Source organism: Blautia sp. AF17-9LB, from assembly GCF_003479185.1.
GTDB lineage: Bacteria > Bacillota > Clostridia > Lachnospirales > Lachnospiraceae > Fusicatenibacter > Fusicatenibacter saccharivorans.
Genome location: NZ_QUGU01000001.1, coordinates 84,714 through 106,858, shown reverse-complemented (window position 1 = coordinate 106,858; position 22,145 = coordinate 84,714). Strand labels below are relative to the sequence as shown.

The 22,145-nt window shown below is 48.0% G+C and carries 22 protein-coding genes; all 22 read left to right on the top strand.

The annotated features are described in order from the left end of the window. The 22 genes from miaA to DWX00_RS00430 all read left to right on the top strand — a co-directional run bounded on the left by miaA (position 1) and on the right by DWX00_RS00430 (position 22,133). Positions 1–978, top strand: a complete 978-nt coding sequence (gene miaA, locus DWX00_RS00535; RefSeq protein ID WP_117801240.1) for a tRNA (adenosine(37)-N6)-dimethylallyltransferase MiaA — start codon at positions 1–3, stop codon at positions 976–978. Continuing rightward, on the top strand, positions 972–2,258 hold the full coding sequence (locus tag DWX00_RS00530; RefSeq protein ID WP_055228136.1) for a methionine gamma-lyase family protein: 1,287 nt from the start codon (positions 972–974) through the stop codon (positions 2,256–2,258). The genes miaA and DWX00_RS00530 overlap by 7 nt, the downstream gene beginning before the upstream one ends. Further along, positions 2,258–3,445, top strand: coding sequence for an NAD(P)/FAD-dependent oxidoreductase (locus DWX00_RS00525; RefSeq protein WP_199669492.1), 1,188 nt, complete (start codon positions 2,258–2,260; stop codon positions 3,443–3,445). The genes DWX00_RS00530 and DWX00_RS00525 overlap by 1 nt, the downstream gene beginning before the upstream one ends. Then, the gene (locus tag DWX00_RS00520; RefSeq protein ID WP_117508924.1) at positions 3,442–5,055 is read left to right on the top strand and encodes an NAD(P)/FAD-dependent oxidoreductase; all 1,614 of its coding nucleotides are present in this window, start codon (positions 3,442–3,444) and stop codon (positions 5,053–5,055) included. Before DWX00_RS00525 ends, DWX00_RS00520 begins: the two co-directional genes overlap by 4 nt. Before the next feature lie 94 nt (positions 5,056–5,149). Continuing rightward, positions 5,150–5,839 carry a RadC family protein gene (gene radC / locus DWX00_RS00515; protein WP_022462847.1) on the top strand — a complete coding sequence of 230 codons (690 nt, stop codon included), beginning with the start codon at positions 5,150–5,152 and terminating at the stop codon, positions 5,837–5,839. A 56-nt stretch (positions 5,840–5,895) separates the two neighbouring features. Beyond that, positions 5,896–6,909 (top strand): rod shape-determining protein, encoded by a 1,014-nt coding sequence (locus DWX00_RS00510; RefSeq protein ID WP_118594442.1) that lies wholly within the window; start codon positions 5,896–5,898, stop codon positions 6,907–6,909. Positions 6,910–6,930: 21 nt separating this feature from the next. Continuing rightward, positions 6,931–7,782 (top strand): rod shape-determining protein MreC, encoded by an 852-nt coding sequence (mreC, locus tag DWX00_RS00505; RefSeq protein ID WP_055228139.1) that lies wholly within the window; start codon positions 6,931–6,933, stop codon positions 7,780–7,782. Next, on the top strand, positions 7,783–8,310 hold the full coding sequence (mreD, locus tag DWX00_RS00500) for a rod shape-determining protein MreD (RefSeq protein WP_022462850.1): 528 nt from the start codon (positions 7,783–7,785) through the stop codon (positions 8,308–8,310). It abuts the gene before it with no gap. After that, on the top strand, positions 8,295–11,279 hold the full coding sequence (locus DWX00_RS00495; RefSeq protein WP_118594441.1) for a penicillin-binding transpeptidase domain-containing protein: 2,985 nt from the start codon (positions 8,295–8,297) through the stop codon (positions 11,277–11,279). Before mreD ends, DWX00_RS00495 begins: the two co-directional genes overlap by 16 nt. 129 nt (positions 11,280–11,408) lie before the next feature. Continuing rightward, positions 11,409–12,188 (top strand): septum site-determining protein MinD, encoded by a 780-nt coding sequence (gene minD, locus DWX00_RS00490; protein WP_022462852.1) that lies wholly within the window; start codon positions 11,409–11,411, stop codon positions 12,186–12,188. Positions 12,189–12,200: 12 nt separating this feature from the next. Next, a complete protein-coding gene (locus DWX00_RS00485; protein ID WP_118594440.1) occupies positions 12,201–12,461 on the top strand; it encodes a cell division topological specificity factor MinE in 261 nt (86 codons plus the stop codon). Beyond that, on the top strand, positions 12,445–13,641 hold the full coding sequence (locus tag DWX00_RS00480) for an FtsW/RodA/SpoVE family cell cycle protein (RefSeq protein ID WP_022462854.1): 1,197 nt from the start codon (positions 12,445–12,447) through the stop codon (positions 13,639–13,641). The genes DWX00_RS00485 and DWX00_RS00480 overlap by 17 nt, the downstream gene beginning before the upstream one ends. Continuing rightward, entirely contained in the window at positions 13,616–14,020 is a 405-nt protein-coding gene (mgsA, locus tag DWX00_RS00475) for a methylglyoxal synthase (protein ID WP_022462855.1), read from the top strand. The genes DWX00_RS00480 and mgsA overlap by 26 nt, the downstream gene beginning before the upstream one ends. Further along, positions 13,995–15,080 (top strand): D-alanyl-D-alanine carboxypeptidase family protein, encoded by a 1,086-nt coding sequence (locus tag DWX00_RS00470; RefSeq protein ID WP_242998322.1) that lies wholly within the window; start codon positions 13,995–13,997, stop codon positions 15,078–15,080. Before mgsA ends, DWX00_RS00470 begins: the two co-directional genes overlap by 26 nt. Before the next feature lie 221 nt (positions 15,081–15,301). Further along, positions 15,302–15,721, top strand: a complete 420-nt coding sequence (locus DWX00_RS00465; RefSeq protein ID WP_022462857.1) for a hypothetical protein — start codon at positions 15,302–15,304, stop codon at positions 15,719–15,721. Between the two features lie 205 nt (positions 15,722–15,926). Continuing rightward, on the top strand, positions 15,927–17,210 hold the full coding sequence (locus DWX00_RS00460; RefSeq protein ID WP_147398221.1) for an HlyD family efflux transporter periplasmic adaptor subunit: 1,284 nt from the start codon (positions 15,927–15,929) through the stop codon (positions 17,208–17,210). 20 nt (positions 17,211–17,230) lie between these two features. Further along, positions 17,231–17,926 carry a YggS family pyridoxal phosphate-dependent enzyme gene (locus DWX00_RS00455; protein WP_022462859.1) on the top strand — a complete coding sequence of 232 codons (696 nt, stop codon included), beginning with the start codon at positions 17,231–17,233 and terminating at the stop codon, positions 17,924–17,926. 89 nt (positions 17,927–18,015) lie between these two features. Continuing rightward, positions 18,016–18,627 carry a cell division protein SepF gene (locus tag DWX00_RS00450; protein ID WP_117508927.1) on the top strand — a complete coding sequence of 204 codons (612 nt, stop codon included), beginning with the start codon at positions 18,016–18,018 and terminating at the stop codon, positions 18,625–18,627. Between the two features lie 133 nt (positions 18,628–18,760). Continuing rightward, positions 18,761–19,873, top strand: coding sequence for a 3-dehydroquinate synthase (gene aroB / locus DWX00_RS00445; protein WP_118594438.1), 1,113 nt, complete (start codon positions 18,761–18,763; stop codon positions 19,871–19,873). Continuing rightward, positions 19,863–20,399 carry a signal peptidase II gene (gene lspA, locus DWX00_RS00440; protein WP_118594437.1) on the top strand — a complete coding sequence of 179 codons (537 nt, stop codon included), beginning with the start codon at positions 19,863–19,865 and terminating at the stop codon, positions 20,397–20,399. Before aroB ends, lspA begins: the two co-directional genes overlap by 11 nt. Next, positions 20,392–21,321: an RluA family pseudouridine synthase gene (locus DWX00_RS00435; protein WP_117801150.1), complete on the top strand. Its 930-nt coding sequence runs from the start codon at positions 20,392–20,394 to the stop codon at positions 21,319–21,321. Before lspA ends, DWX00_RS00435 begins: the two co-directional genes overlap by 8 nt. A gap of 173 nt (positions 21,322–21,494) precedes the next feature. Beyond that, positions 21,495–22,133 (top strand): cytidylate kinase-like family protein, encoded by a 639-nt coding sequence (locus DWX00_RS00430; RefSeq protein WP_117508930.1) that lies wholly within the window; start codon positions 21,495–21,497, stop codon positions 22,131–22,133. Positions 22,134–22,145 lie beyond the last annotated feature (12 nt).

The following is a 22,145-nucleotide window of genomic DNA, read 5'->3' as shown; positions in this document are numbered from 1 at the left end:
TTGAAAAAACCTTTGATTATCCTGACCGGTCCGACCGCTGTCGGTAAGACGAAGCTGTCGATTTCGCTTGCCAAAGCGGTGAATGGGGCCATTATCTCCGCGGATTCCATGCAGGTCTACCGCCATATGGATATCGGATCTGCCAAAATCCGCCCGGAGGAGATGTGCGGCGTTCCGCATTATCTGATCGATGTGCTCGATCCTTCCGAAGAGTTTCACGTCGTGAAGTTTGTGGAACTGGCGCATGAAGCGATGGAAAAAATATACGCCGCCGGACAGATTCCGATCGTGACGGGCGGCACCGGCTTTTATATCCAGGCGCTTTTAAAAGAAGTTGATTTTACGGAATCGCACGGTGAACTGCCGATCCGGAAACAGCTGGAAGAAAAAGCAGCAACGGAGGAAGGCGCGGCAGAACTGTACCGGGAACTTTCCGAGGTTGATCCTGCTTCCGCGGAGACGATTCACCCGAATAATGTAAAACGTGTAATCCGGGCGCTGGAATATTATCACGAGACAGGACAGAAGATTTCGGAGCACAACGAGGAGCAGAAGCAGAAGGAATCTCCGTACTGTTCTGCTTATTTTGTGCTGAACGACGAACGTTCGATTCTGTATGACCGCATTGACAAGCGCGTCGATCAGATGATCCGCGACGGACTGGTTGATGAAGTTTTCCGTTTGAAAAAAATGGGATACACAAGAGATCTTGTCTCCATGCAGGGACTGGGCTACAAAGAACTGTTCCCGTATCTTGCGGGCGAATGCACGCTGGAGGAGGCCGTCTATATCATCAAGCGGGACACCCGTCATTTTGCCAAACGGCAGCTGACCTGGTTCCGACGGGAAAAGGATGTGATCTGGCTGAACAAGCCGGATTTTGACTACGACGAAGAAAAAATATTATCATATATGCTGGATCGCTGGAACGAAATCGTTTCGGCCGATGCAAAGGAAGAAGGAGAACAATCATGTTGACAGAAAAAGCTGCTATGTACAGCACACTTGGCATTTCCAAAGAGGTTTTCGCATTTGGAACGAAAATTGAGGAAGAATTAAAAGAGCGTTTTGCAAAAATTGATGAAATCGCAGAATACAACCAGTTAAAGGTCATCCACGCCATGCAGGCAAGCAAGGTCAGCGAGGCATGCTTATATGGAACCACAGGATACGGATACAATGACCTGGGACGTGATACGCTGGAGCAGGTCTATGCAACGTGCTTCGGCACTGAGGATGCACTGGTACGCCCGCAGATCGCCTGCGGAACCCATGCGCTTGCAACGGCGCTTTCCGGAAATCTCCGCCCGGGCGACGAACTGCTTTCTCCTGTTGGAAAACCGTACGACACCCTTGAGGAAGTGATCGGCATCCGCCCGTCCGTCGGATCTCTTGCGGAATATGGCGTAACTTACCGCCAGGTAGATTTAAAAGAGGACGGCTCTTTCGATTACGAAGGAATCAAAAATGCCATCAACAAAAAGACAAAGATGGTGACGATTCAGAGGTCGAAAGGATATCAGACCAGACCGACGCTTTCTGTTACCCGCATCGGTGAACTGATTGCATTTATTAAAAATATCAAACCAGATGTCATCTGTATGGTCGATAACTGCTACGGCGAGTTCGTGGAGACGATCGAACCGACCAATGTCGGTGCAGATCTGATGGTCGGATCCCTGATCAAAAACCCGGGCGGCGGACTGGCTCCGGCCGGCGGTTACATTGTTGGAAAGAAAAAGTACGTGGAAAATGCAGCATACCGTCTGCTCTCCCCGGGACTTGGAAAAGAGGTTGGCGCAACACTCGGTGTGAACGGTTCCTTCTACCAGGGATTCTTCCTGGCACCGACCGTTACCGCAGCGGCATTAAAAGGTGCTGTCTTTGCTGCAAATGTTTATGAGAAACTGGGATTTGCCGTTGTTCCAAACGGAACCGAGAGCCGTCACGACATCATTCAGGCGGTAACCTTTGGAAAACCGGAAGGCGTCATCGCATTCTGCCAGGGTATCCAGGCAGCTGCCCCGGTCGACAGCTTCGTTTCCCCGGAACCTTGGGATATGCCAGGTTACGACAGCCCAGTTATCATGGCAGCTGGCGCTTTCGTGCAGGGCTCTTCCATTGAACTTTCTGCCGATGGCCCGATCAAACCGCCGTACGCTGTCTATTTTCAGGGTGGGCTTACGTGGCAGCACGCAAAATTCGGTATTCTGATGAGTCTTCAGAAACTCGTCGATGCCGGTATGGTGACATTATAATGGCAAAAAATGTGGTAATTATCGGCGGCGGCGCGAGCGGACTGATGGCGGCAATTTGGGCCTCACGTCTCGGTGCCGCGGTCACCGTTCTGGAAAAGAACGATAAACCGGGCAGAAAGCTTCTTGCGACCGGAAACGGACGGTGTAATTTTACCAATCGTTATCAGGATGCATCGTGCTACCGCACGGGAAATCAGGAGCGTGCATCACGGGTTCTCGAACAGTTTACCGAACAGGACACCGAACAGTTTTTTGAACAGCTCGGCATCCGCATCCGGAACCGTGAAGGCTGGCTTTATCCGGCCAGCGAGCAGGCACAGTCCGTTCTTGAGCTGCTGATTTTGGAAGCCAGATTCCGAAAGGTAAAAATCAAGACACGGGAAACGGCTGTTGCAGTGGAAAAAGCCGAAAATGGTTATCTGGTGCGCACCGAAGGATGGCAGTACCCGGCTGACAGCGTCATCATCTGCTGCGGAAGCTGTGCTTCCCAGATCGCCGGTTCCGACGGAGATACACTTCGATTTGCCGATCAGCTTCAGCTCGCTTCGATTCCGTTTTTCCCGGCCCTCTGCCCGCTCCGCTGCAAAGGAAACCAGTTTTCCTCCTGGGCGGGTGTTCGGGTGCGCGCGAAGATTACGCTTCTGGTTGAAAATCAGGAGATTCTGACGGAACAGGGAGAGCTGCAGCTTACCGACTACGGTGTCTCCGGCATCCCGGTATTCCAGATTTCCCGGTTCGCTGTGCGCGCCTGCATGCAGAAAAAACGCGTTGAACTTCTCGTAGACTTCTTTCCGGAACTGACGGAATCGGAGCTTACTGCAGAACTTGTCAGACGGCAGGAAATCTGCCCGTATAAAGCGCCAAAAGAGCTTCTGATCGGTCTTCTTCCAGAAAAACTCATTCCGGTTCTGATCGGAAAGAAAAAGACTCCGGAAGAAATGGCAGGCGCCATCAAATCATATCGTTTACAGATCACCGGCCAGACCGACTTTGGAAAAGCCCAGGTGTGTGCGGGCGGCATCACGCTCGACCAGCTTACGGATTCTCTGGAATCGGTACAGCACCCTGGTATTTTCTTTGCGGGAGAAGCCCTGGACGTCGACGGCGTCTGCGGCGGCTACAATCTCCAGTGGGCCTGGTCCAGCGGAAGTGCAGCCGGAAGAGCTGCAGCAGGAGAACATGCATGATTCGGATACAGCAATTAAAGCTTCCAGTCACCCACACACAGGAGGAACTGGAACAGAAAATAAGAAAAACACTGAAAATCGGAAAACACGATCTGCAGGAAATTGAGCTCTTACGCCGCTCAATTGATGCCAGAAAGAAATCCGAATTAAAATACGTTTATCAGCTTGATGTAAAAGTAAAAGATGAGAATGCCGTACTGCGGAAGGCGAAAAATAACCAGATCGTAAAAGCGGAGAAAAAGCCACATGTGTTCCCAAAATCTGGAGAACAGACTCTTGTTCACCGGCCGGTTATTATCGGAAGCGGTCCGGCAGGACTTTTTTGTGCCTATGTTCTCGCAAAGCATGGCTACCGTCCGCTCGTTCTGGAGCGCGGCGAATCTGCAGAACAGAGAAAGAAAAGTGTCGATGCGTTCTGGAAAACCGGCGTTCTGAACCCGGAATCGAACGTACAGTTCGGAGAGGGCGGCGCCGGTACGTTTTCGGATGGAAAATTAAACACTTCGGTGAAGGATCCATCCGGCAGAAACCGTGAGGTACTCCGGATCTTCACGGAATGCGGGGCACCGGAAGAAATTCTGTACGATCAGAAACCGCACCTTGGCACCGATCAGCTCATCGGAATTGTGACAACAATGCGGAAAAAGATCGAGGCATGGGGCGGAGAAGTCCGTTTCGGAGCAAAAGTGACGGACTTTGGGATTGAAAACGGCAGACTCACTTCTGTAACCGTCAATGAAACCGAGAAGATTGCCGCGGAGACTGCAGTCCTTGCGATCGGCCACTCTGCACGCGATACCTTCTTTAAACTCTGCGAAAATAAGATCTCCATGGAAGCAAAATCCTTCGCTGTCGGCGTCCGCATTGAGCATCCGCAGAAGATGATCACGGAGGATCAGTACGGACCGGAGGCACCGGATTTCCTTGGGGCAGCACCGTATAAGCTCACCAATCAGTGTGAAAACGGAAGAGGTGTGTACTCATTCTGCATGTGTCCCGGCGGCTATGTTGTCAACGCATCCTCGGAAGCGGAACGCACCTGCGTCAACGGTATGAGTTATTCTGACCGGGAAGGTAAAAATGCGAACAGCGCTATGATTGTCACCGTAACACCGGAAGACTACCGCCCGTACCATGTAGAGGGAACGCCGGACGTACTCGATGGTGTGGCATTCCAGAGAGCGCTTGAACACGCTGCGTGGGAAGCCGGAAAAGGCAAAGTTCCGGTGCAGCTTTTTGGTGATTTCTGTGAAAACAGAGTTTCTACAGCACTTGGAGAGGTAACCCCTTCCATCTGCGGAGAATGGACTTTCGCCAATCTGCGGGAAGTTCTTCCGACGTTTATCGGAGACTCCCTTGTGGAAGGCATTCGTGCATCTGAGCGGAAAATCCACGGCTTTTCCCGTCCGGACGCCGTTCTTTCCGGCGTGGAAGCGCGTACCTCGTCACCGGTCCGCATTGTAAGAAATGAAACGCTCGAAAGTCCGTCGCTTACCGGTCTTTACCCGTGCGGAGAGGGCGCAGGCTATGCGGGAGGCATCACTTCCGCAGCCATGGACGGATTAAAAACGGCAGAGGAAATTGCAAAAAAATATATGAATTTTTCATAATTCCTATACATCTGCGGAAAGTTGTGCTAGAATGATGGGTGATTCAAACCAATGTATTCCATGAAAATTCCCGGAAGAGTGGTGGGAGGAATACATGAGAAAAAATGGATTACGAAACCTGCCGACGATGGAACAGCCATATGAAAAATGCCTGGAAAACGGCCCGGAAAGCCTTTCCGACGCGGAGCTTCTGGCTGTCATTTTACGATGTGGGGCAAGGGGAAAAACATCCCTGGAGCTCGCAAGAGAAATTCTTTCCCTTCCCGGAAAAGAGGAGGGCCTGTTAGGACTCTATCACTGTACAAGACAGGAACTTCTGCAGATCCGCGGAGTCGGGGAAGTAAAAGCGATCCAGCTCCAGTGCATCGGTGAGCTTTCCAAACGAATGGCCGCGGCCGGAGCAAGAAAAGGTCTCTGCTTTCATGATCCGGCTTCCATTGCGGATTATTACATGGAACGTCTCCGCCACGAGGATCAGGAGGTTCTTCTCTGCATGATGCTGGACACAAAAAATCAGCTTCTCGGAGAAAAGGAAATCACAAGAGGAACGGTCAATGCGACGATGATTTCGCCGCGGGAGCTTTTTCTTGCGGCACTGCAGTTCCGTGCGGTTCATATTCTGCTGGTTCACAACCATCCAAGCGGAATCCCGGAACCAAGCGGTGACGATATTACCGTGACACGGCAGATCCGGCGGGCGGGCGAAATGCTCGGCATTACCCTGCTGGATCACATTATTATCGGGGATCACTGTTATACCAGTATGCTGGAACAGGGAATCTGATCCCGAAAATCCGAGGCAGAAATGCCCAAAGGAAGGGAACAAGTTAAAGGAGCACGATGCAGATTCGAAATGTATACGGCATAGACCTTGGCACCAGTACCGTCAAAATCTATGACCTGAAGAAAGACACAATCACAAAAGAAAAAAATATGATTGCCATACGCAACCGCGAACAGGTGATTGCCGTTGGAAATTACGCATATGAAATGCACGAGAGAACGCCTTCCAATATCGAGGTAATTACCCCCATGAGCAACGGACGCATTGCGAATGTATTGATGGTAGAAGCCGTTTTGCACACGCTTCTCCATCGCTGTATGCGCCACATGGGATACCGCCCGGAGCTGTATTTTTCAGTTCCCTGCGATATGACAGAGATTGAACGGCGTTCTTATTATACGATTGCACATAAGGGAGCCTTAAAAAACTGCCGCATGTATCTTGTGGATAAACCAATCGCGGATGCGCTGGCACTTGGCATTCCGATCAACCGCACGAAGGGTTCCATGATTGTCAACATCGGAGCGCAGAGCACAGAGATTTCTGTTATCGCCAACGCGAGGGTTATTTTTTCCAGAATCATCCCGGTAGGCGGAAAACAGTTCAACGAATCGATATGCAATCTGAACCGCCGCAAAAACAATTTCCAGATTGGCTCCAAAACAGCCAAACGTGTCAAGATTGCGCTGGCGGATCTTGGAACAGACAAAAAAGAGGCGCGGAAGGTGCGCGGCGTAGATGGTGCATCCGGTCTTCCAATGGAAGGGATCATTACTTCTTCCCTCGTAAACGAAGCACTCCTTTCCGGTGTTAATGAGATCGGCGAGGAAATCAAGCATGCGCTGGAGCGTACACCGCCGCAGATCCACGATCATATCCAGAAAGAGGGTATTTACATCACCGGCGGAAGCACAAGGATTCCGAACATTGACCGCTATCTTTCGAGACAGCTCGGCTGTCCGGTGCAGCTTTCCCAGTATTATGACCTCTGTACCATCTGTGGGCTCAAGGAACTGATCACGCACGATGCGCTGCATCGCTGGGCTTACACGGTAAATAAAAAGAAGTAAATCTATCAAAAAGGACCCGCTATGAATAAGAAGAAAAAATTTCAGCTAAAAAGCAAACATTTACTTTTCATCATGACGTTCCTGTGTCTCTCCGGCATTTTAGGCAGTGCAGCAGACAAAATGCCGGTCACGCCGATCCGGGAAGCCGCAGGCTTTGTGATCATCCCGTTTCAGAACGGAATTAACCAGATCGGTGCGTATTTGACAGACTGTCTGACCGGTTTCCAGAACGTCAAAAAACTGTCTGCCGAGAAAGAGGAGCTTGAACAGAAGGTCACGGATCTGACTGAGGAAAACAATCAGCTTGTACAGGAGCAGCAGGAGCTGCAGCGTCTTCAGGAGCTGTATCAGCTGGACCAGTCCTACTCGGAATATGAAAAAGTAGCAGCACAGGTCATCTCAAAGGATCCGGGCAACTGGTATGATACCTTTGTCATCAACAAAGGATCAAATGACGGGATTCAGAAAGATATGAACGTTATTGCAGACGGCGGCCTTGTTGGACTTGTTGAGGAGGTAAGTTCCAATTCCGCTACTGTCCGCTCTATCATTGATGACTCCAGTTCCGTGAGCGCCATGACAGCATCTACCTCGGATACGTGTATTGTATCGGGTGATCTGCGCCTGATCAGCGACGGAAAGCTTGCCTTTTCCCAGCTGAATACAACCGACACGGTAGCTGAGGGCGAAAAGATTGTGACATCGAACATCAGTGATAAATACCTCCGCGGTATTCTGATCGGCTATGTCAGTGAAATCACCGAGGACTCCAATCACCTGACGAAAAAGGGATACATCATTCCTGTTGTGGATTTTCAACATATTCAGGAAGTTCTCGTGATCAAAGAATTAAAACAGCAGGGAGGAGAGTAAATGCGCAGAAAAATCACGCTTGCCTTTCTGATTCTGGCAGCTTTCCTGTTACAGACAACTGTATTTCAGTATTTTCAGATCGCGTCCGTAACGCCGAACCTTCTTCTGATTCTGACGTCCGCCTTTGGGTTGATGCGCGGAAAAAAAGAGGGACTGATGGTCGGATTTTTCAGCGGTCTGATGATTGATCTGTTCTACGGCAGCCTGTTTGGATTTTACGCACTGCTCTACATGTATATCGGTTATCTGAATGGCTTTTTCTGCAAAGTCTTCTATGACGATGATATTAAGGTACACATTGTACTGGTCGCTGCCAGCGATCTTGTCTACAGTCTGCTGATGTATGTGCTGCAGTTCCTGCTGCGCGTGCGCCTGCACTTTTTCGATTATCTGGCGCATATTATTCTGCCGGAAATGGTATACACGGTAGTGCTCTCCATTCTGCTTTACCGGCTTTTATTTATCATCAACCGTAAACTGACCGAAAATGAAATGGAAGGACAACAGTCGCCATGGCTAAGAAGATAAGAAAACTTTTCCACAGACTCGGTGAAAACCGCACCCTATTGCTTGGTGTGGTTTTCCTTGCTATGTTTGCCGTCCTGATCGGAAGACTTTTTATCCTGCAGGTGGTGCATGGAGAAGAGTATGCGGATAATTTTGAACTGCAAATCACAAAAACCAGAACCCTTGATAGTACAAGAGGAAATATTTATGACCGGAACGGAAAACTGATCGCTGGAAATAAGGTTTCCTACTCCGTAACCATCGAGGATAACGGAACGTACAACACGACAAAAGAACGTATTCTCTCTCTGAACGCAGAACTCTATCGTCTCTGTAAGCTGATTCGTGCAAACGGAGACTCGATTGACACCAGCACCTTCCCGATTGAAGTGGATGAGAACGGTGCGTTTGTTTTTACAGGTGAAGAGGGAACAACCCGCGACCGTTTCCGTGCAGACATTTATGGACAGAAGAAAATCGACGATATGACGGCAGAACAGAAGAGTTCCAGTGCCGAAACGCTGATGACATTTCTTGCCGGACCGGACGGCTTTGGCCTGGATGCCTATTCTGACGATGAAAAATACGCATATTCTGCCAAAGATTTTGAAGAGTATGGTCTTCCATACCAGACAGACGAATCCGGAAATGCGGTCCTTTCTCTTTCCAATCAGGAGCGTCTGGAAATTCTGGTGATCCGCTATAAGATGAAACAGACGAATTATCAGAAGTATGTCCGCGTGACAGTTGCTTCCGGCGTCAGCAGCAATACAACTGCATCGATTGCAGAGAATGAAGATGTTCTGCAGGGTGTCAGCATTTCGGAAGATTCCGAGCGTGTATATTATGACGGAAAGTATTTTTCCTCTCTGATCGGTTATACGGGCCAGGCGTCCTCAGACGAGCTGACAGAACTGAATGAAGAGCTGAAGAGCCAGGGAAAAGAAGAAACGTATTCCACGGAATCCATCGTCGGAAAATCTGGTCTGGAACAGTATATGGAGACAATCCTTCAGGGAACCGACGGATCAGAAGAGATTATCGTTAATAACGTCGGAAAAGAGCTGGAAACGGTAGAAGGATCCCTGATTGAGCCAAAACAGGGAAATAACGTCTATCTTTCGATTGATTATGACCTGCAGATTGCGGTATATAAAATTCTGGAACAGAGAATTGCCGGCATTCTGAAACAGTATCTGAGTGATGTAAAATCCGTTGATACCTCAACACTTGCCAATACGGATGCCGTTCCGATTCCAATTTACGATGTATACAATGCACTGATCGAAAACAGCACGATTGATATTTCCCATTTCTCGGCGGCGGATGCCACGGAGCGTGAGCAGCGGATCTATGCACTGTTCCAGCAGAAGCTCCAGCAGGTGCTTGCCGAGATTACGCAGGAACTGACCGTTGAAACAGCAACCGTTTACAACGACCTCAGCGATGAAATGCAGGAATATGAGACCTTCATCGTGGATAAGCTGCTTTCCAGTACGATGGGTATTCTTTCTTCAACAGCAATTGATGAGAAAGACGCCACCTATCAGGCATGGAATGACGGAACGATTTCTCTTCGTGATTATCTGACGTATGCGGCAAGCCAGAACTGGATTGATGTCTCAGCACTGACGCAGGATGATGCCTACCTGGATTCTCAGGAGGTTTATCAGAAGCTGACGGAGGTTATTCTGGACCGTCTGGCAAACAATACAACATTTGCAAAAAAGATGTATCACTATATGCTGCTGCAGGATATGCTCGATGGCTATGATATCTGCAATCTGATGTATGATCAGAACCTTCTGACGAAAGAGGATGACGATTATGCCGCTTATGTTGCAGGAAATATGACACCGTTCCAGCTTCTGTCCGATAAAATCGCCAAACTGGAAATCACCCCGGCACAGCTTGCACTCGATCCGTGTTCCGGTTCTGCTGTCATTACGGACCCGAATACCGGTGCTATTTTAGCCTGTGTTTCCTATCCTGGCTACGACAACAACCGCCTGGCAAACCAGATGGATACTGCATACTGGGCAAAATTGAATACCGATGAATCCAGCCCGCTGTACAACAAAGCAACCCAGCAGAAGACGGCTCCTGGTTCCACCTTTAAACCGCTGATGGCGGTTGCCGGATTAAGCGAAGGCATAATTACTCCGACCAGTACCATCAACTGCAACGGTCTGTTCGGGGAAGGACTTGTCAACGAATCTGACTATGTCCACTGCCATCAGTTGAGCGGCCACGGAGATCTGAACATTGTCGGTGCCATCCAGAACTCCTGCAACGTGTTCTTCTGTACGCTTGGATATCGTCTGGGACTCGATGAGAACGGCACCTTTAAACAGAAGCGCTCTCTGGAAATGATCCAGAAATATGCCGATATGTTTAAGCTGGATGAAAAGACTGGAATCGAAATTTCGGAAACCGATCCGAATGTAACCGATTCCCTCCCGATCCCTTCCTCGATTGGTCAGGGTACCAACAACTATACGACGACACAGCTTGCACGCTATGTCACAACGATTGCAAATTCCGGTACGGTTTATAATCTTTCCCTTCTGCAGAAAGCAACGGATTCGGATGGCAATGACATCGATATGGGCGCAGATTTCGGCCCGACGGTAAATTCAGAAATGGATGTTGATTCCAACATCTGGGATCTGGTACACGAAGGCATGCGAAAAGTAATCAGCGTATCCAATGCGACCATTTTCCCGGAATCCTGGCCGGTAGAGCTTTCCGGAAAAACCGGTACCGCGCAGGAAGACCGTACACGTGCAAACCATGGACTGTTTATCGGCTTCTCTCACTATGAGAGCAGAGACGATATTGCTCTTGCCGTCCGCATTCCGTTTGGATATTCTTCTATGAACGCAGAGTTGGTAGCTAAGGATATCTTAGATTATTACTATGGCCTCTCAGACGATATTCTGTCCGGTCAGGCAAACTCCAACGGTGTTGCAAGCGTGAGAGCAGACTAAGGAATTTTTCCGGCAGAAACGAAGCCTGGGAAGAAAGCTGCAAAAGAGAAAGGATGCGTTTTTAAACAAAGGTTTGGACGCATCCTGCGGCATGAAAATGCAGAACAGTTTTCAACAAGGAGGTTCCAGATGAGTGAAGTCATTGTAATTACATCAGGAAAAGGCGGCGTCGGAAAGACGACAACCGCAGCAAATATCGGAATCGGGCTGGCACAGCTTGGAAAGAAAGTTGTGATGGTAGATACCGACATCGGTCTTCGAAACCTGGATGTCGTGCTCGGCCTTGAAAACCGGATTGTCTACAATCTTGTGGATGTTGTGGAGGGCAACTGCCGGATGAAGCAGGCGCTAATCCGCGACAAACGGTACGAGCAGCTCTACCTTCTCCCGTCTGCCCAGACGAGGGACAAGACAAGCGTAACGCCCGAGCAGATGAAAAAACTCTGCGATGAATTAAAACAGAGCTTTGATTTTGTTCTTCTTGACTGTCCGGCAGGCATTGAGCAGGGATTTGCAAATGCAGTTGCCGGCGCCAATAAGGCAATTGTTGTGACTACGCCGGAGGTTTCGGCCATCCGGGACGCGGACCGCATCATCGGCCTTCTGGAGGCGCAGGATCTGAGGGATATCTCTCTTGTCATCAATCGTATCCGGCCGGATATGGTAAAACGCGGTGAAATGATGTCGGTGGATGATGTACAGGAAATTCTTGCTGTTCCGCTGCTCGGCATTCTGCCCGATGATGAGCAGGTAGTAATCGCCACCAACCAGGGCGAAGCGATCGCTGGAAGCGGTTCCAAGGCAGGAGAAGCCTTTACGAATATCAGCCACAGGATCCTCGGGGAGAGTGTTCCCTACTTGGATCTTGACAGCAAAAAGGGATTTTTCCGCCGCGTATTCGGGCGATAGGAGGGAACTGGTATGGGTTTATTTTCAGGCAGAAAGCCGCACTCCGGCCTCGTTGCAAAAGAACGTCTGTCCAATCTTTTAATGGCAGAACGTCTGAACTGTTCTCCGGCATCGCTTCAGATGCTGAAAAATGATCTTTCTGCTGCTGCAGGAAAATACCTTACCGTTGAGGCGGATGAAATTTCCGTCACCATTACACACACAACCCCTGTCATACTGACAGCGAAAATACCATTGAAAAGAAACGAGGAGTATCATGTTAAGACGATATAAGCTGAAAAATTATAATTTCCGGCTGGTCATTCTTCTGATTGCCATCAGCATTATTGGTGTGCTTCTGATCGGAAGTGCAGACAGTGCAGACCAGAAAAAACAGGCCATCGGAGTCGTATTGGGCGTAGTCATCATGATTATTGTCTCTTTGCTTGACTATAGCTGGCTTCTGAATTTTTACTGGGTTCTTTACATCGGAAATCTAATGATGCTTGGCGTTCTTTATCTCGGCGGTTCTACCGCAAAAAACACGTTTGGTGCGACCCGTTGGATTCAGATCGGAAGCTTTCAGTTTCAGCCGACCGAGCTGTCAAAAATCTTTCTGATCATGTTTTTTGCGATGTTTCTGATGAAGCATGAAGAAGATCTGAATACGGCGAAAACCATTTTTACCGCGATCGGGCTTCTGATTCCGCCGCTCGTTATGATTTACCGTCAGCCGGATTTGAAAAATACGATTACGGTCATGGTTCTGTTCTGCTTTATGATGTATGTGGCGGGCTTAAGCTACAAAGTTATCGCCGTTGTTCTGGTTTCCGGTTCAGCACTGGTACTTGCGCTTCTGCTTGTCATTACGCAGGTGAATTTCCAGCTTCCGGCGGCTCTTGACAAGACGATTGGTTATCAGCTTGGGCGAATTCAGGACTGGTTAAGCGATGATGCCGACAACGCCGACGGCCGTCTCCAGCAGCAGAATTCCATTACAGCCATCGGTTCCGGAAAGCTGACCGGAAAAGGACTCAACAACAATAAAGTTTCTTCCGCAAATAAGGGAAATTTCGTTTCCCAGAACCATAATGACTTTATTTTTGCAGTGGCAGGAGAGGAACTTGGTTTCTTTGGATGCTGCGGAATCATCCTGCTCCTGTTCCTGATTCTCGTCGAATGCATCCGGACTTCCCGGAAAGCAAAAGATCTGTCAGGAACGTTGATCTGCTGCGGTATGGCAGGACTCATTGCCTTTCAGAGCTTTCTGAATATCAGTGTTGCAACCGGAATCCTGCCGAACACCGGTACACCGCTTCCGTTCGTCAGCTATGGACTGACCTCCCTTGTAACACTTTACATCGGAATGGGGCTTGTCCTGAATGTCGGACTGCAGAACCGGGATTTTGTAACCAGAAACTATGAATTACTAAGGAGGAAAACCATCAATGAACATCGGATTGATCGCGCATGATGCAAAAAAAACGCTGCTTCAGAACTTGTGTATCGCCTACCGCTCGGTACTTGCCAAGCATACTCTTTACGCAACCGGAACTTCCGGCCGTCTGGTAGAAGAGGCAACCGGACTTAACGTCCGCAAATATCTGGCTGGACACGTTGGAGGCGTTCAGCAGATGGGTTCTCAGATTGAACAGAATGATCTGGATCTTGTGATTTTCCTGCGGGATCCGGAACAGCCGAAACAGCATGAGCCGGATGTCCATCGGATTATCCGTCTCTGCGACGTACACAGCATTCCGCTTGCCACCAATCTTGCAACGGCAGAAATGCTGATCAAATCATTAGACAGAGGAGAAATGGACTGGCGTGAAATCTACCGGAGAAACGACTAATACTACAGAAAAAGAACAGAAACTGCCTGTAACGGAGAAAAACGGGACTGCTCCGGAAAAAACCGAACATATTTTAAACCGCCTGATCATCGGCGCGGGTGTCTGTGTTGCTGTTATTGCGGTTCTGATCGGTGTGAAACTGTACCGTCAGGACCGCCAGATGGACATTACAGAGCCGTTTGCGCGAAGTATGGTGCTCGCCTCCGATCCGCTTTCGGCAGAAAAACGGTTTCAGGCTGAAACGCTCTCTGCCGATCTCTGTGTCGGTGAGACGAGCGTACCGCTGAATGATATCTCGTTTTCTTCACAGGTAAAGGCCGGACTGTTTGATCTGGATCACAAAAAAGTATTGTTCGCGCAGAATATGTATGATCAGGTCTACCCAGCCAGCATCACGAAGATCATGACGGCTCTCCTTGCCATGGAATATAACCAGCCGGATACGCAGGTAACGATCACAGAAGAGGATCTTGCGCTGGAAGATGGATCCCAGATGAGTGGACTGGCCGTGGGCGATACGGTAACGATGGATCAGCTTTTCCATGCATTGTTGATTTATTCTGCCAACGATGCTGCTATGGCGATTGCCCGCCAGGTAGGCGGAAGTGTAGAGAATTTCGTTCAGATGATGAACGATAAGGCAGCTTCCCTTGCCATGACCGGTACGCATTTTGCAAACCCGCACGGTCTTCACAATGAGAATCATTACACTACTGCATATGATGTTTATCTGATGCTGTATGCTGCCTATCAGCATACGGAATTCCAGAATACGATGTCAATGTCTTCCTACACGCTGAACATGACGCATGCGGACGGTACGGCGGGAACGATCTATTTAAGCTCCACGGACAAATATCTGACCGGAGAGAAAAACGCACCGGAAAATGTGACGGTGCTCGGCGGAAAAACCGGAACGACCGATGAGGCCGGTTCCTGCCTGGCACTGGTATCCCAGAATGCATACGGAGAACCGTTTATCTCTGTCATTCTTCATGCATCAACAAAAGTGGAACTGTACGAGGACATGAACACTCTTCTTTCCAATATCAACTCCTGACGTAATCTTTTTGCAATCCCCCGGACGGCGTTTTTTCTGCCTATCCGGGAGATTGTCGTATCCGTTTAGAAAAACAGAGCTCCTTTCCCTGCGAATTAGAAGATTTTTCAGAATTTTTTCATTTTACCATTGAAAACGTTGGTGAATTGTACTATAATTAAACCATGAACTTAAAGGTTTTTGGTGAAAATATCTTATTCTAATCTAAGGAGGAAACTGCTATGGTTCAATTAATTGTAGGCAAGAAGGGAAAAGGCAAAACAAAACAGCTGTTAGACAAAGTAAATGCAGAGGTAAAAACCGCAAACGGAAATATCGTGTATATTGACAAGAGCACAAAGCACATGTTTGAATTAAACAACAAAGTACGTCTGATTTCCGCAACCGACTATCCTCTGAAAAACAGTGATGAATTTATCGGATTTATCTGCGGTATCGTTTCTCAGGACCACGATCTCGCAAGCGTTTATCTCGACAGCTTCCTGAAAGTAGCAAAACTGGAAGGAGAGGACATCACAGATTGTGTTGAACAGCTGGAAGGCATTGGCAAGCAGTATAACATTACCTTCGTATTAAGTGTCTCCATGGATAAAGAAGAGCTTCCGGAAGGCATGCAGGATAAGATTATCGTTGCACTGTAACCAAAACTGTATTATAATAATTGCATAGCGACAAAACCAAAGGACGGCGCTTACGGCACCGTCCTTTTAGCGCATGGATTAAACAATAAAAGGAGCATACATTTTGTCTAAGCAGAAAAAGAACAGCCGCCGGCATTCGAGAATCCGTTTCCCTTTTCCGGCGTTGAATATTGGAAATATCATCTTTGGAGCCCTTTTTTTCTATATGGCAGTTTCACTTTTCTTTTACCTGACCGCCGATCATATCAAATCTTTTCAGGTTGTGCAGGGAACTTTATCCCGGAATGATACCTATACCGCATTCGCCATGCGGACAGAGAGCGTGCAGCTTTCCTCCGGCAGCGGATATGTTCAGTTCTATACCCCAAATGCATCGAAAATCAGCCGCGGAAGCGCTGTTTATGGGATTTCCGCAACAGAAAATGCCGATACCTCTGGTATTTCGGCAGATGCGGCAACGAGAACGTCGCTTCGTTCCTCACTCGCACGTTTTTCTTCTGATTATGATTCCAGTTCCTTTTCCGGCATTTATCAGCTGAAAACAGAACTTTCCGCAAAGCTGCTTGCCGCTGCCGCTGAAAACGGAGATTCCTCATCACAGACGATATTTTATGCAGATCAGGACGGTGTTGTCGTCTACGGCAGTGATGGATATGAAAGCTATACGGAGGACAGCCTTACGCCGGAGCTTTTCTCTACGAAAGCCTCTGTGGTTTCCTTTGATTCCGGCGCGCAGACGGAGCCTGGAAATGCAGTATACCGTCTGGTGACAGATGAGCAGTGGGAAATTGCCGTTCCGGTGACGAATAAGCAGGTCGTTACACTTTCCAATTTCAGTACGATAAAAGTTAAATTTCTGAAAGACGGAAAAACACAGACGGGAACACTGAATCTAAAGTCCATTAACGATCAGAACTATGCTGTCATTTCGTTTACAAGCGGGATGATCCGTTATGCGGAAGACCGTTTTCTTTCAATAGAGCTGGTCACAAACACTGGAAGCGGACTGAAAATTCCAAATACTGCCATCACGGAAAAAGATTTCTATAAAATCCCGGCGCAGATGCTCGTACAGGGCGGAGACAGCAATTCTTCCGGTTTCCTGCGGGAAAAGACCGATAAAAAAGGAAATGTCATGCTGGATGATAACGGACAGCCGGTGACAGAATTTGTAAACGCCACGATCTATGAGCAGGTCAATGATGAAAATGATAATCCGGTCGAATATTACGTCGACATGGCCGCTTTTAATGATGGAGATATACTTCGTGCACAGGATTCCGCCACAACGTATCAGATTGGAGAAACGGTTCCGCTGCAGGGTGTTTACTGCATCAACAAAGGATATGCTGTATTCCGCAAAATTCAGATCATCGATCAGAATGCGGAGTATTCTATCATAAAAAAACAAACGCAATACGGCATTTCGCAGTATGATTATATTGTGGAAAATGCATCCACCGTCAGTGAAGAAGATATTGTGCATTAAATACTGGAGGTTAGAAAGATATGCTGAAAGAGAACTATGAAGAAGTCCAGAAGAAAATTACAGAAGCCTGCAAAAGAGCCGGACGGAACCGGGAGGAAGTTACCCTGATTGCGGTCAGCAAAACAAAACCGGTCGAAATGCTTTCCGAAATCTATGATCTTGGCGAACGCAATTTCGGTGAAAACAAAGTGCAGGAGCTGACAGAAAAAGAGGAAGTGCTGCCAAAGGATATCCACTGGCACATGATCGGTCATCTGCAGCGGAATAAAGTAAAATACATTGCAGGAAAAGTTGCCCTGATTCATTCTGTCGATTCTCTTCGTCTGGCAAAAACGATCAGTGAGGAAGCGGTAAAGCACAACTGCGAAATCCCGATCCTGATCGAGGTAAACGTTGCCGGCGAGGAAAGCAAGTTTGGTGTCTCCGTAGAGGAAACCCTTCCATTGATTGAAGAAATCGCAAAACTTCCGGCAATTCATGTGGAGGGACTTATGACCATTGCACCGTATGTGGAAGATCCAGAAGAAAATCGTCCGGTTTTTCGCAAATTAAAGGAATTAAGTGTTGACATTGCCGCCAAAAACATTAATAATGTACGTATGGCCATTTTGAGCATGGGCATGACCGGCGATTACGAAGTAGCAGTAGAAGAAGGCGCCACTTTAGTACGGGTTGGAACCGGAGTCTTTGGCGAACGGGATTACAGTAAAAGATAACAGGAAGCCTTTCCAAGAAGAGTGACCCCGCGCATTCTGCACGGCTGTCTGGCCAAATGCCACAGGACTAAAAATAGGAGAGTATAAGAATGAGTGTTTTAGACAAATTTCTGGATGCCATCCGGCTGAACGACGATTACGAGGAAGAGGATGCTGATTCGGATAGCTTCTTCGATGAAGAAGACGATGATATAGAAGAAAAACCAAAGAAACGTTTCTTCCGTAAACTGGAGAACGAGGATGAGGACGAAGAGGAAGAGCTGCAGGCGAAACCGGTTCACACTGCACCGCGTAAACAGCCGGCGCCAAAGACCACCGCTTCAAGCCAGGCTGCTGCTGCACGAGCTCCAAAGCCAGCTGCCCCGGTTTCCTCGAAAGTTACTCCAATGAGAAAGAAAGCAGGTGCATTAAATATGGAAGTATGCGTCATCAAACCGGCTTCCATGGAGGATACCCGTGAAATCGCGGATACGCTTCTGGCCGGATGTACCGTTGTCCTTAACTTAGAAGGCATTGATGTGGATATTGCCCAGAGAATCATTGATTTCTGCTGTGGTGCATGCTACTGCATGAGCGGAAGTCTGCAGAAAGTTTCCAGCTATATTTTCATCCTGACACCGTCCAGTGTAGAAATTTCCGGCGACATCCAGGATATCTTAAGCGGAGCTTTTGATCTTCCAAATATCCGTACCGATTATTAAAGAAATTTATCTTTGCAGTAAATTAAAATGGATCCACTGGATCAATTATTGATTTACTTAGTAACAAAGGAAAAGCATCAGATGCAGGATTCTGATGCTTTTTTCATGAAAGAACATACAGGAGGCATAATTTATGAAAACACTTACCGTTAAAAGAGAAGGCACATCTACTGAATTTTCTTATGAAATTGTCTGGGACGGCAGCTACGAACGCCTCGCCGGCTGTGTGGAGAACTTAAAACTCCCTGCAAAAAAGGCCTGCATTGTCACAGACAGCACGGTTTCAGAACTGTATCTGGAAGAGGTAAAAAATGTACTGTCCCCGCTGTTTGAGACCGTAACCGCATTTGTTTTCCCGGCTGGTGAAGCAAGCAAAAATCTGGATACCGTCAAAGATCTGTACACGCATCTGATTGAAAACCACTTTGAGAGAAAAGACATTTTATTCGCACTCGGCGGCGGTGTCGTTGGGGATCTGACCGGCTATGCGGCGGCAACGTATCTGCGCGGCATTGATTTCATCCAGCTTCCGACGACACTGCTTGCACAGGTAGATTCCAGCGTTGGAGGAAAAACGGGCGTCGATTTCGACCAGTACAAAAATATGGTCGGTGCATTCCATCATCCACGTCTTGTCTATATGAATATGGCAACCTTAAAATCCCTGAACGGCGATCAGTTTGCCTGCGGTATGGGAGAAGTCCTGAAAACAGGTCTGATCCGCGATGAAAAATTCTACGTCTGGACCATCAATCACATGTCTGAGATCGAAGAGCGGATTGAGCCGGTATTAACGAAAATGATTCAGAAATGCTGCGATATCAAACGCCAGGTTGTAGAAAATGACCCAACAGAACAGGGAGAGCGTGCCGTTTTAAATCTTGGCCATACGATCGGTCATGCCATTGAAAAGCTCAAGAACTTCGAACTGCTCCATGGCCAGTGCGTTGCACTTGGAACCGTTGCTGCTGCCTATATTTCCTACAAGAGAAGTTATCTCTCCGATGAAGAGTTTTACGAGATTCGTGATATGAACGTCGGTTTCTATCTGCCAATCACCGTGGACGGCCTGAAATCGGAAGATATTCTGGCTGCAACAAAATCGGACAAGAAAATGGAACAGGGTACGATCAAATTCATCCTTCTGGAGTCTGTCGGCCATGCTGTGGTGGACCGCACGGTTACAGATGAAGAAATGCTGGAAGCTATCAATTCTATTAATGGAGATCTGATCGATGAAGAGTAAAAAACTTTCTCCGCTGGCCGTTTATCTGGTTTGCGCGGCAGCGATTGTCCTTCTGCTTGCAGCAGATCAGTATACAAAATCACTGGCAGTGCAGTATCTGAAGGACCAGCCGTCGATCGAGCTCATTCCAGGGGTTTTGGAGCTGTTTTATCTGGAAAACCGCGGTATGGCATTCGGACTTCTGCAGGATCAGTACTGGCTGTTTGCTATGATGACGGTATTGTTTCTGATCGTCATAGTGATCGTCTTTTACAAGCTTCCAAAGACACGCCGCTTTTTACCGCTTTTTGCCGTGCTGACTGTTCTGACGGCTGGTGCGGTCGGAAATTTTTACGATCGTTTTCTGAATCACTATGTCGTTGATTTCATCTACGTTTCGCTGATCAACTTTCCGGTTTTTAACGTAGCTGATATTTATGTCACCGTATCGGTCGCTGTCTTTTTACTGCTGTATCTGTTGTACTACAAGGACGAAGACTTCGCATTTCTGCATAAAAACGCCAAAAAGGAGGAGTCCGATGGCTGAAGAAGAACGGATTTTGGAAGTTACACCGGATTTTGACGGAAAACGGATTGATCAGTGCCTGGCCGCATCTTTTTCGGACTGTTCCCGTTCTTTTCTGCAGAAGCTTTTAAAAGACGGAAAGGTTTCGATCAACGGAAAAACGCAGAAAGCAAGCAGTAAGGTTGCCGCCGGTGATGCCGTTCTGGTGCTTCTGCCGGAACCGGAAGAACTGAACGTGGAGCCAGAAAACATTCCGCTTGATATTCTGTACGAGGATGATGATCTTCTGGTCGTCAATAAGCCCAAGGGGATGGTCGTACATCCGGCGGCAGGCCACAGCAGCGGAACACTGGTCAATGCGGTTCTGTATCACTGCCGCGGAAATCTCTCCGGCATCAACGGCGTTCTGCGCCCCGGAATCGTCCACAGAATCGATATGGACACAACGGGTGCCCTGGTTATCTGTAAGAGCGATTTCGCCCACCAGAGCCTCGCAGAACAGCTCTCTGTACATTCCATTACCCGAAAGTACCGGGCAATTGTCCATGGGAATCTGAAAGAGGACGAGGGAACCGTGCGCGGTGCAATCGGCCGCCATCCGACAGACCGGAAAAAGATGGCGATTAATGAACGGAACGGAAAACCGGCGGTCACACATTACCGTGTGCTGGAACGCTTTGGAAATTATACGTATATTGAATGCCAGCTGGAAACCGGCCGGACGCATCAGATCCGTGTCCATATGGCAAGTATCGGGCATCCGCTGCTTGGCGATGCGGTTTATGGCCCGAAGAAATGCCCGGTGAAAAACCTGCAGGGACAGACGCTGCATGCGATGGTACTTGGATTTATCCATCCACGGACCGGTGCCTATATGGAGTTTGAGGCGCCGATTCCGGAATATTTTTCCAATCTGTTGCTGCAGTTTCGAAAAAATGTCTGAAACTGCTTAAAAAGAATGATATTTCAAAAAGTATATAGTTAATTTGTATAAGTTTTATCAAAATGTTCTGTACTTTCTGTGAATTCTGTAGTATACTGGATGTAACGAAAAAACGCGAGTTACTACATCTGTGAAAGCAGATTATTGTGACGGAATGGAAAGGAGCGGATTATATGAAAACTATCATAACGATTGGACGTCAGTACGGAAGCGCCGGACATTCCATTGGTAAGATTTTAGCGGATGACCTGGGAATCAAGTACTATGACAAAGAGCTGCTGGAGAGAGCAGCAAAGGACAGCGGATTATGCCAGGAATTGTTCGAAAACCACGATGAAAAACCAACCAACAGCTTTTTATACTCTCTGGTTATGGACAGTTACTCCTTCGGCTATGGATCTACCATGATGGATATGCCGCTGAACCAGAAGGTATTTCTGGCACAGTTTGATGCCATCAAGAAGATTTCGCAGGACGGTCCGTGTGTCATCGTAGGCCGCTGTGCAGATTATGCACTGGAGGAAAATCCGAACGTGCTGAGCATCTTTATTAAAGCAGATATGCAGGATCGCATCCGCCGTATCGCAAAGCTGTATGATCTTTCCGATGCAAAAGCAAAAGACAAGATCACAAAGATCGACAAACAGCGTGCAAGCTACTACAATTACTACACCAGCAAACGCTGGGGCGAGGTAGACAGCTACGACCTGTGCCTGAACAGCAGTGTATTCGGTATCGATGGAACCGTAGATATGATCAAACAGGCAATTGAAGTTAAAGAAGCGGGAATCCGCAAGATTTTCAGCACCTGATCAAAACAGAAC

Bases quoted from the DNA above. Each gene is read 5' to 3' on its own strand.
- DWX00_RS00530 (WP_055228136.1), top strand. From the start codon at position 972: ATGTTGACAGAAAAAGCTGCTATGTACAGCACACTTGGCATTTCCAAA.
- DWX00_RS00525 (WP_199669492.1), top strand. From the start codon at position 2,258: ATGGCAAAAAATGTGGTAATTATCGGCGGCGGCGCGAGCGGACTGATG.
- DWX00_RS00520 (WP_117508924.1), top strand. From the start codon at position 3,442: ATGATTCGGATACAGCAATTAAAGCTTCCAGTCACCCACACACAGGAG.
- radC (WP_022462847.1), top strand. From the start codon at position 5,150: ATGAGAAAAAATGGATTACGAAACCTGCCGACGATGGAACAGCCATAT.
- DWX00_RS00510 (WP_118594442.1), top strand. From the start codon at position 5,896: ATGCAGATTCGAAATGTATACGGCATAGACCTTGGCACCAGTACCGTC.
- mreC (WP_055228139.1), top strand. From the start codon at position 6,931: ATGAATAAGAAGAAAAAATTTCAGCTAAAAAGCAAACATTTACTTTTC.
- mreD (WP_022462850.1), top strand. From the start codon at position 7,783: ATGCGCAGAAAAATCACGCTTGCCTTTCTGATTCTGGCAGCTTTCCTG.
- DWX00_RS00495 (WP_118594441.1), top strand. From the start codon at position 8,295: ATGGCTAAGAAGATAAGAAAACTTTTCCACAGACTCGGTGAAAACCGC.
- minD (WP_022462852.1), top strand. From the start codon at position 11,409: ATGAGTGAAGTCATTGTAATTACATCAGGAAAAGGCGGCGTCGGAAAG.
- DWX00_RS00485 (WP_118594440.1), top strand. From the start codon at position 12,201: ATGGGTTTATTTTCAGGCAGAAAGCCGCACTCCGGCCTCGTTGCAAAA.
- DWX00_RS00480 (WP_022462854.1), top strand. From the start codon at position 12,445: ATGTTAAGACGATATAAGCTGAAAAATTATAATTTCCGGCTGGTCATT.
- mgsA (WP_022462855.1), top strand. From the start codon at position 13,616: ATGAACATCGGATTGATCGCGCATGATGCAAAAAAAACGCTGCTTCAG.
- DWX00_RS00465 (WP_022462857.1), top strand. From the start codon at position 15,302: ATGGTTCAATTAATTGTAGGCAAGAAGGGAAAAGGCAAAACAAAACAG.
- DWX00_RS00460 (WP_147398221.1), top strand. From the start codon at position 15,927: ATGGCAGTTTCACTTTTCTTTTACCTGACCGCCGATCATATCAAATCT.
- DWX00_RS00455 (WP_022462859.1), top strand. From the start codon at position 17,231: ATGCTGAAAGAGAACTATGAAGAAGTCCAGAAGAAAATTACAGAAGCC.
- DWX00_RS00450 (WP_117508927.1), top strand. From the start codon at position 18,016: ATGAGTGTTTTAGACAAATTTCTGGATGCCATCCGGCTGAACGACGAT.
- aroB (WP_118594438.1), top strand. From the start codon at position 18,761: ATGAAAACACTTACCGTTAAAAGAGAAGGCACATCTACTGAATTTTCT.
- lspA (WP_118594437.1), top strand. From the start codon at position 19,863: ATGAAGAGTAAAAAACTTTCTCCGCTGGCCGTTTATCTGGTTTGCGCG.
- DWX00_RS00435 (WP_117801150.1), top strand. From the start codon at position 20,392: ATGGCTGAAGAAGAACGGATTTTGGAAGTTACACCGGATTTTGACGGA.
- DWX00_RS00430 (WP_117508930.1), top strand. From the start codon at position 21,495: ATGAAAACTATCATAACGATTGGACGTCAGTACGGAAGCGCCGGACAT.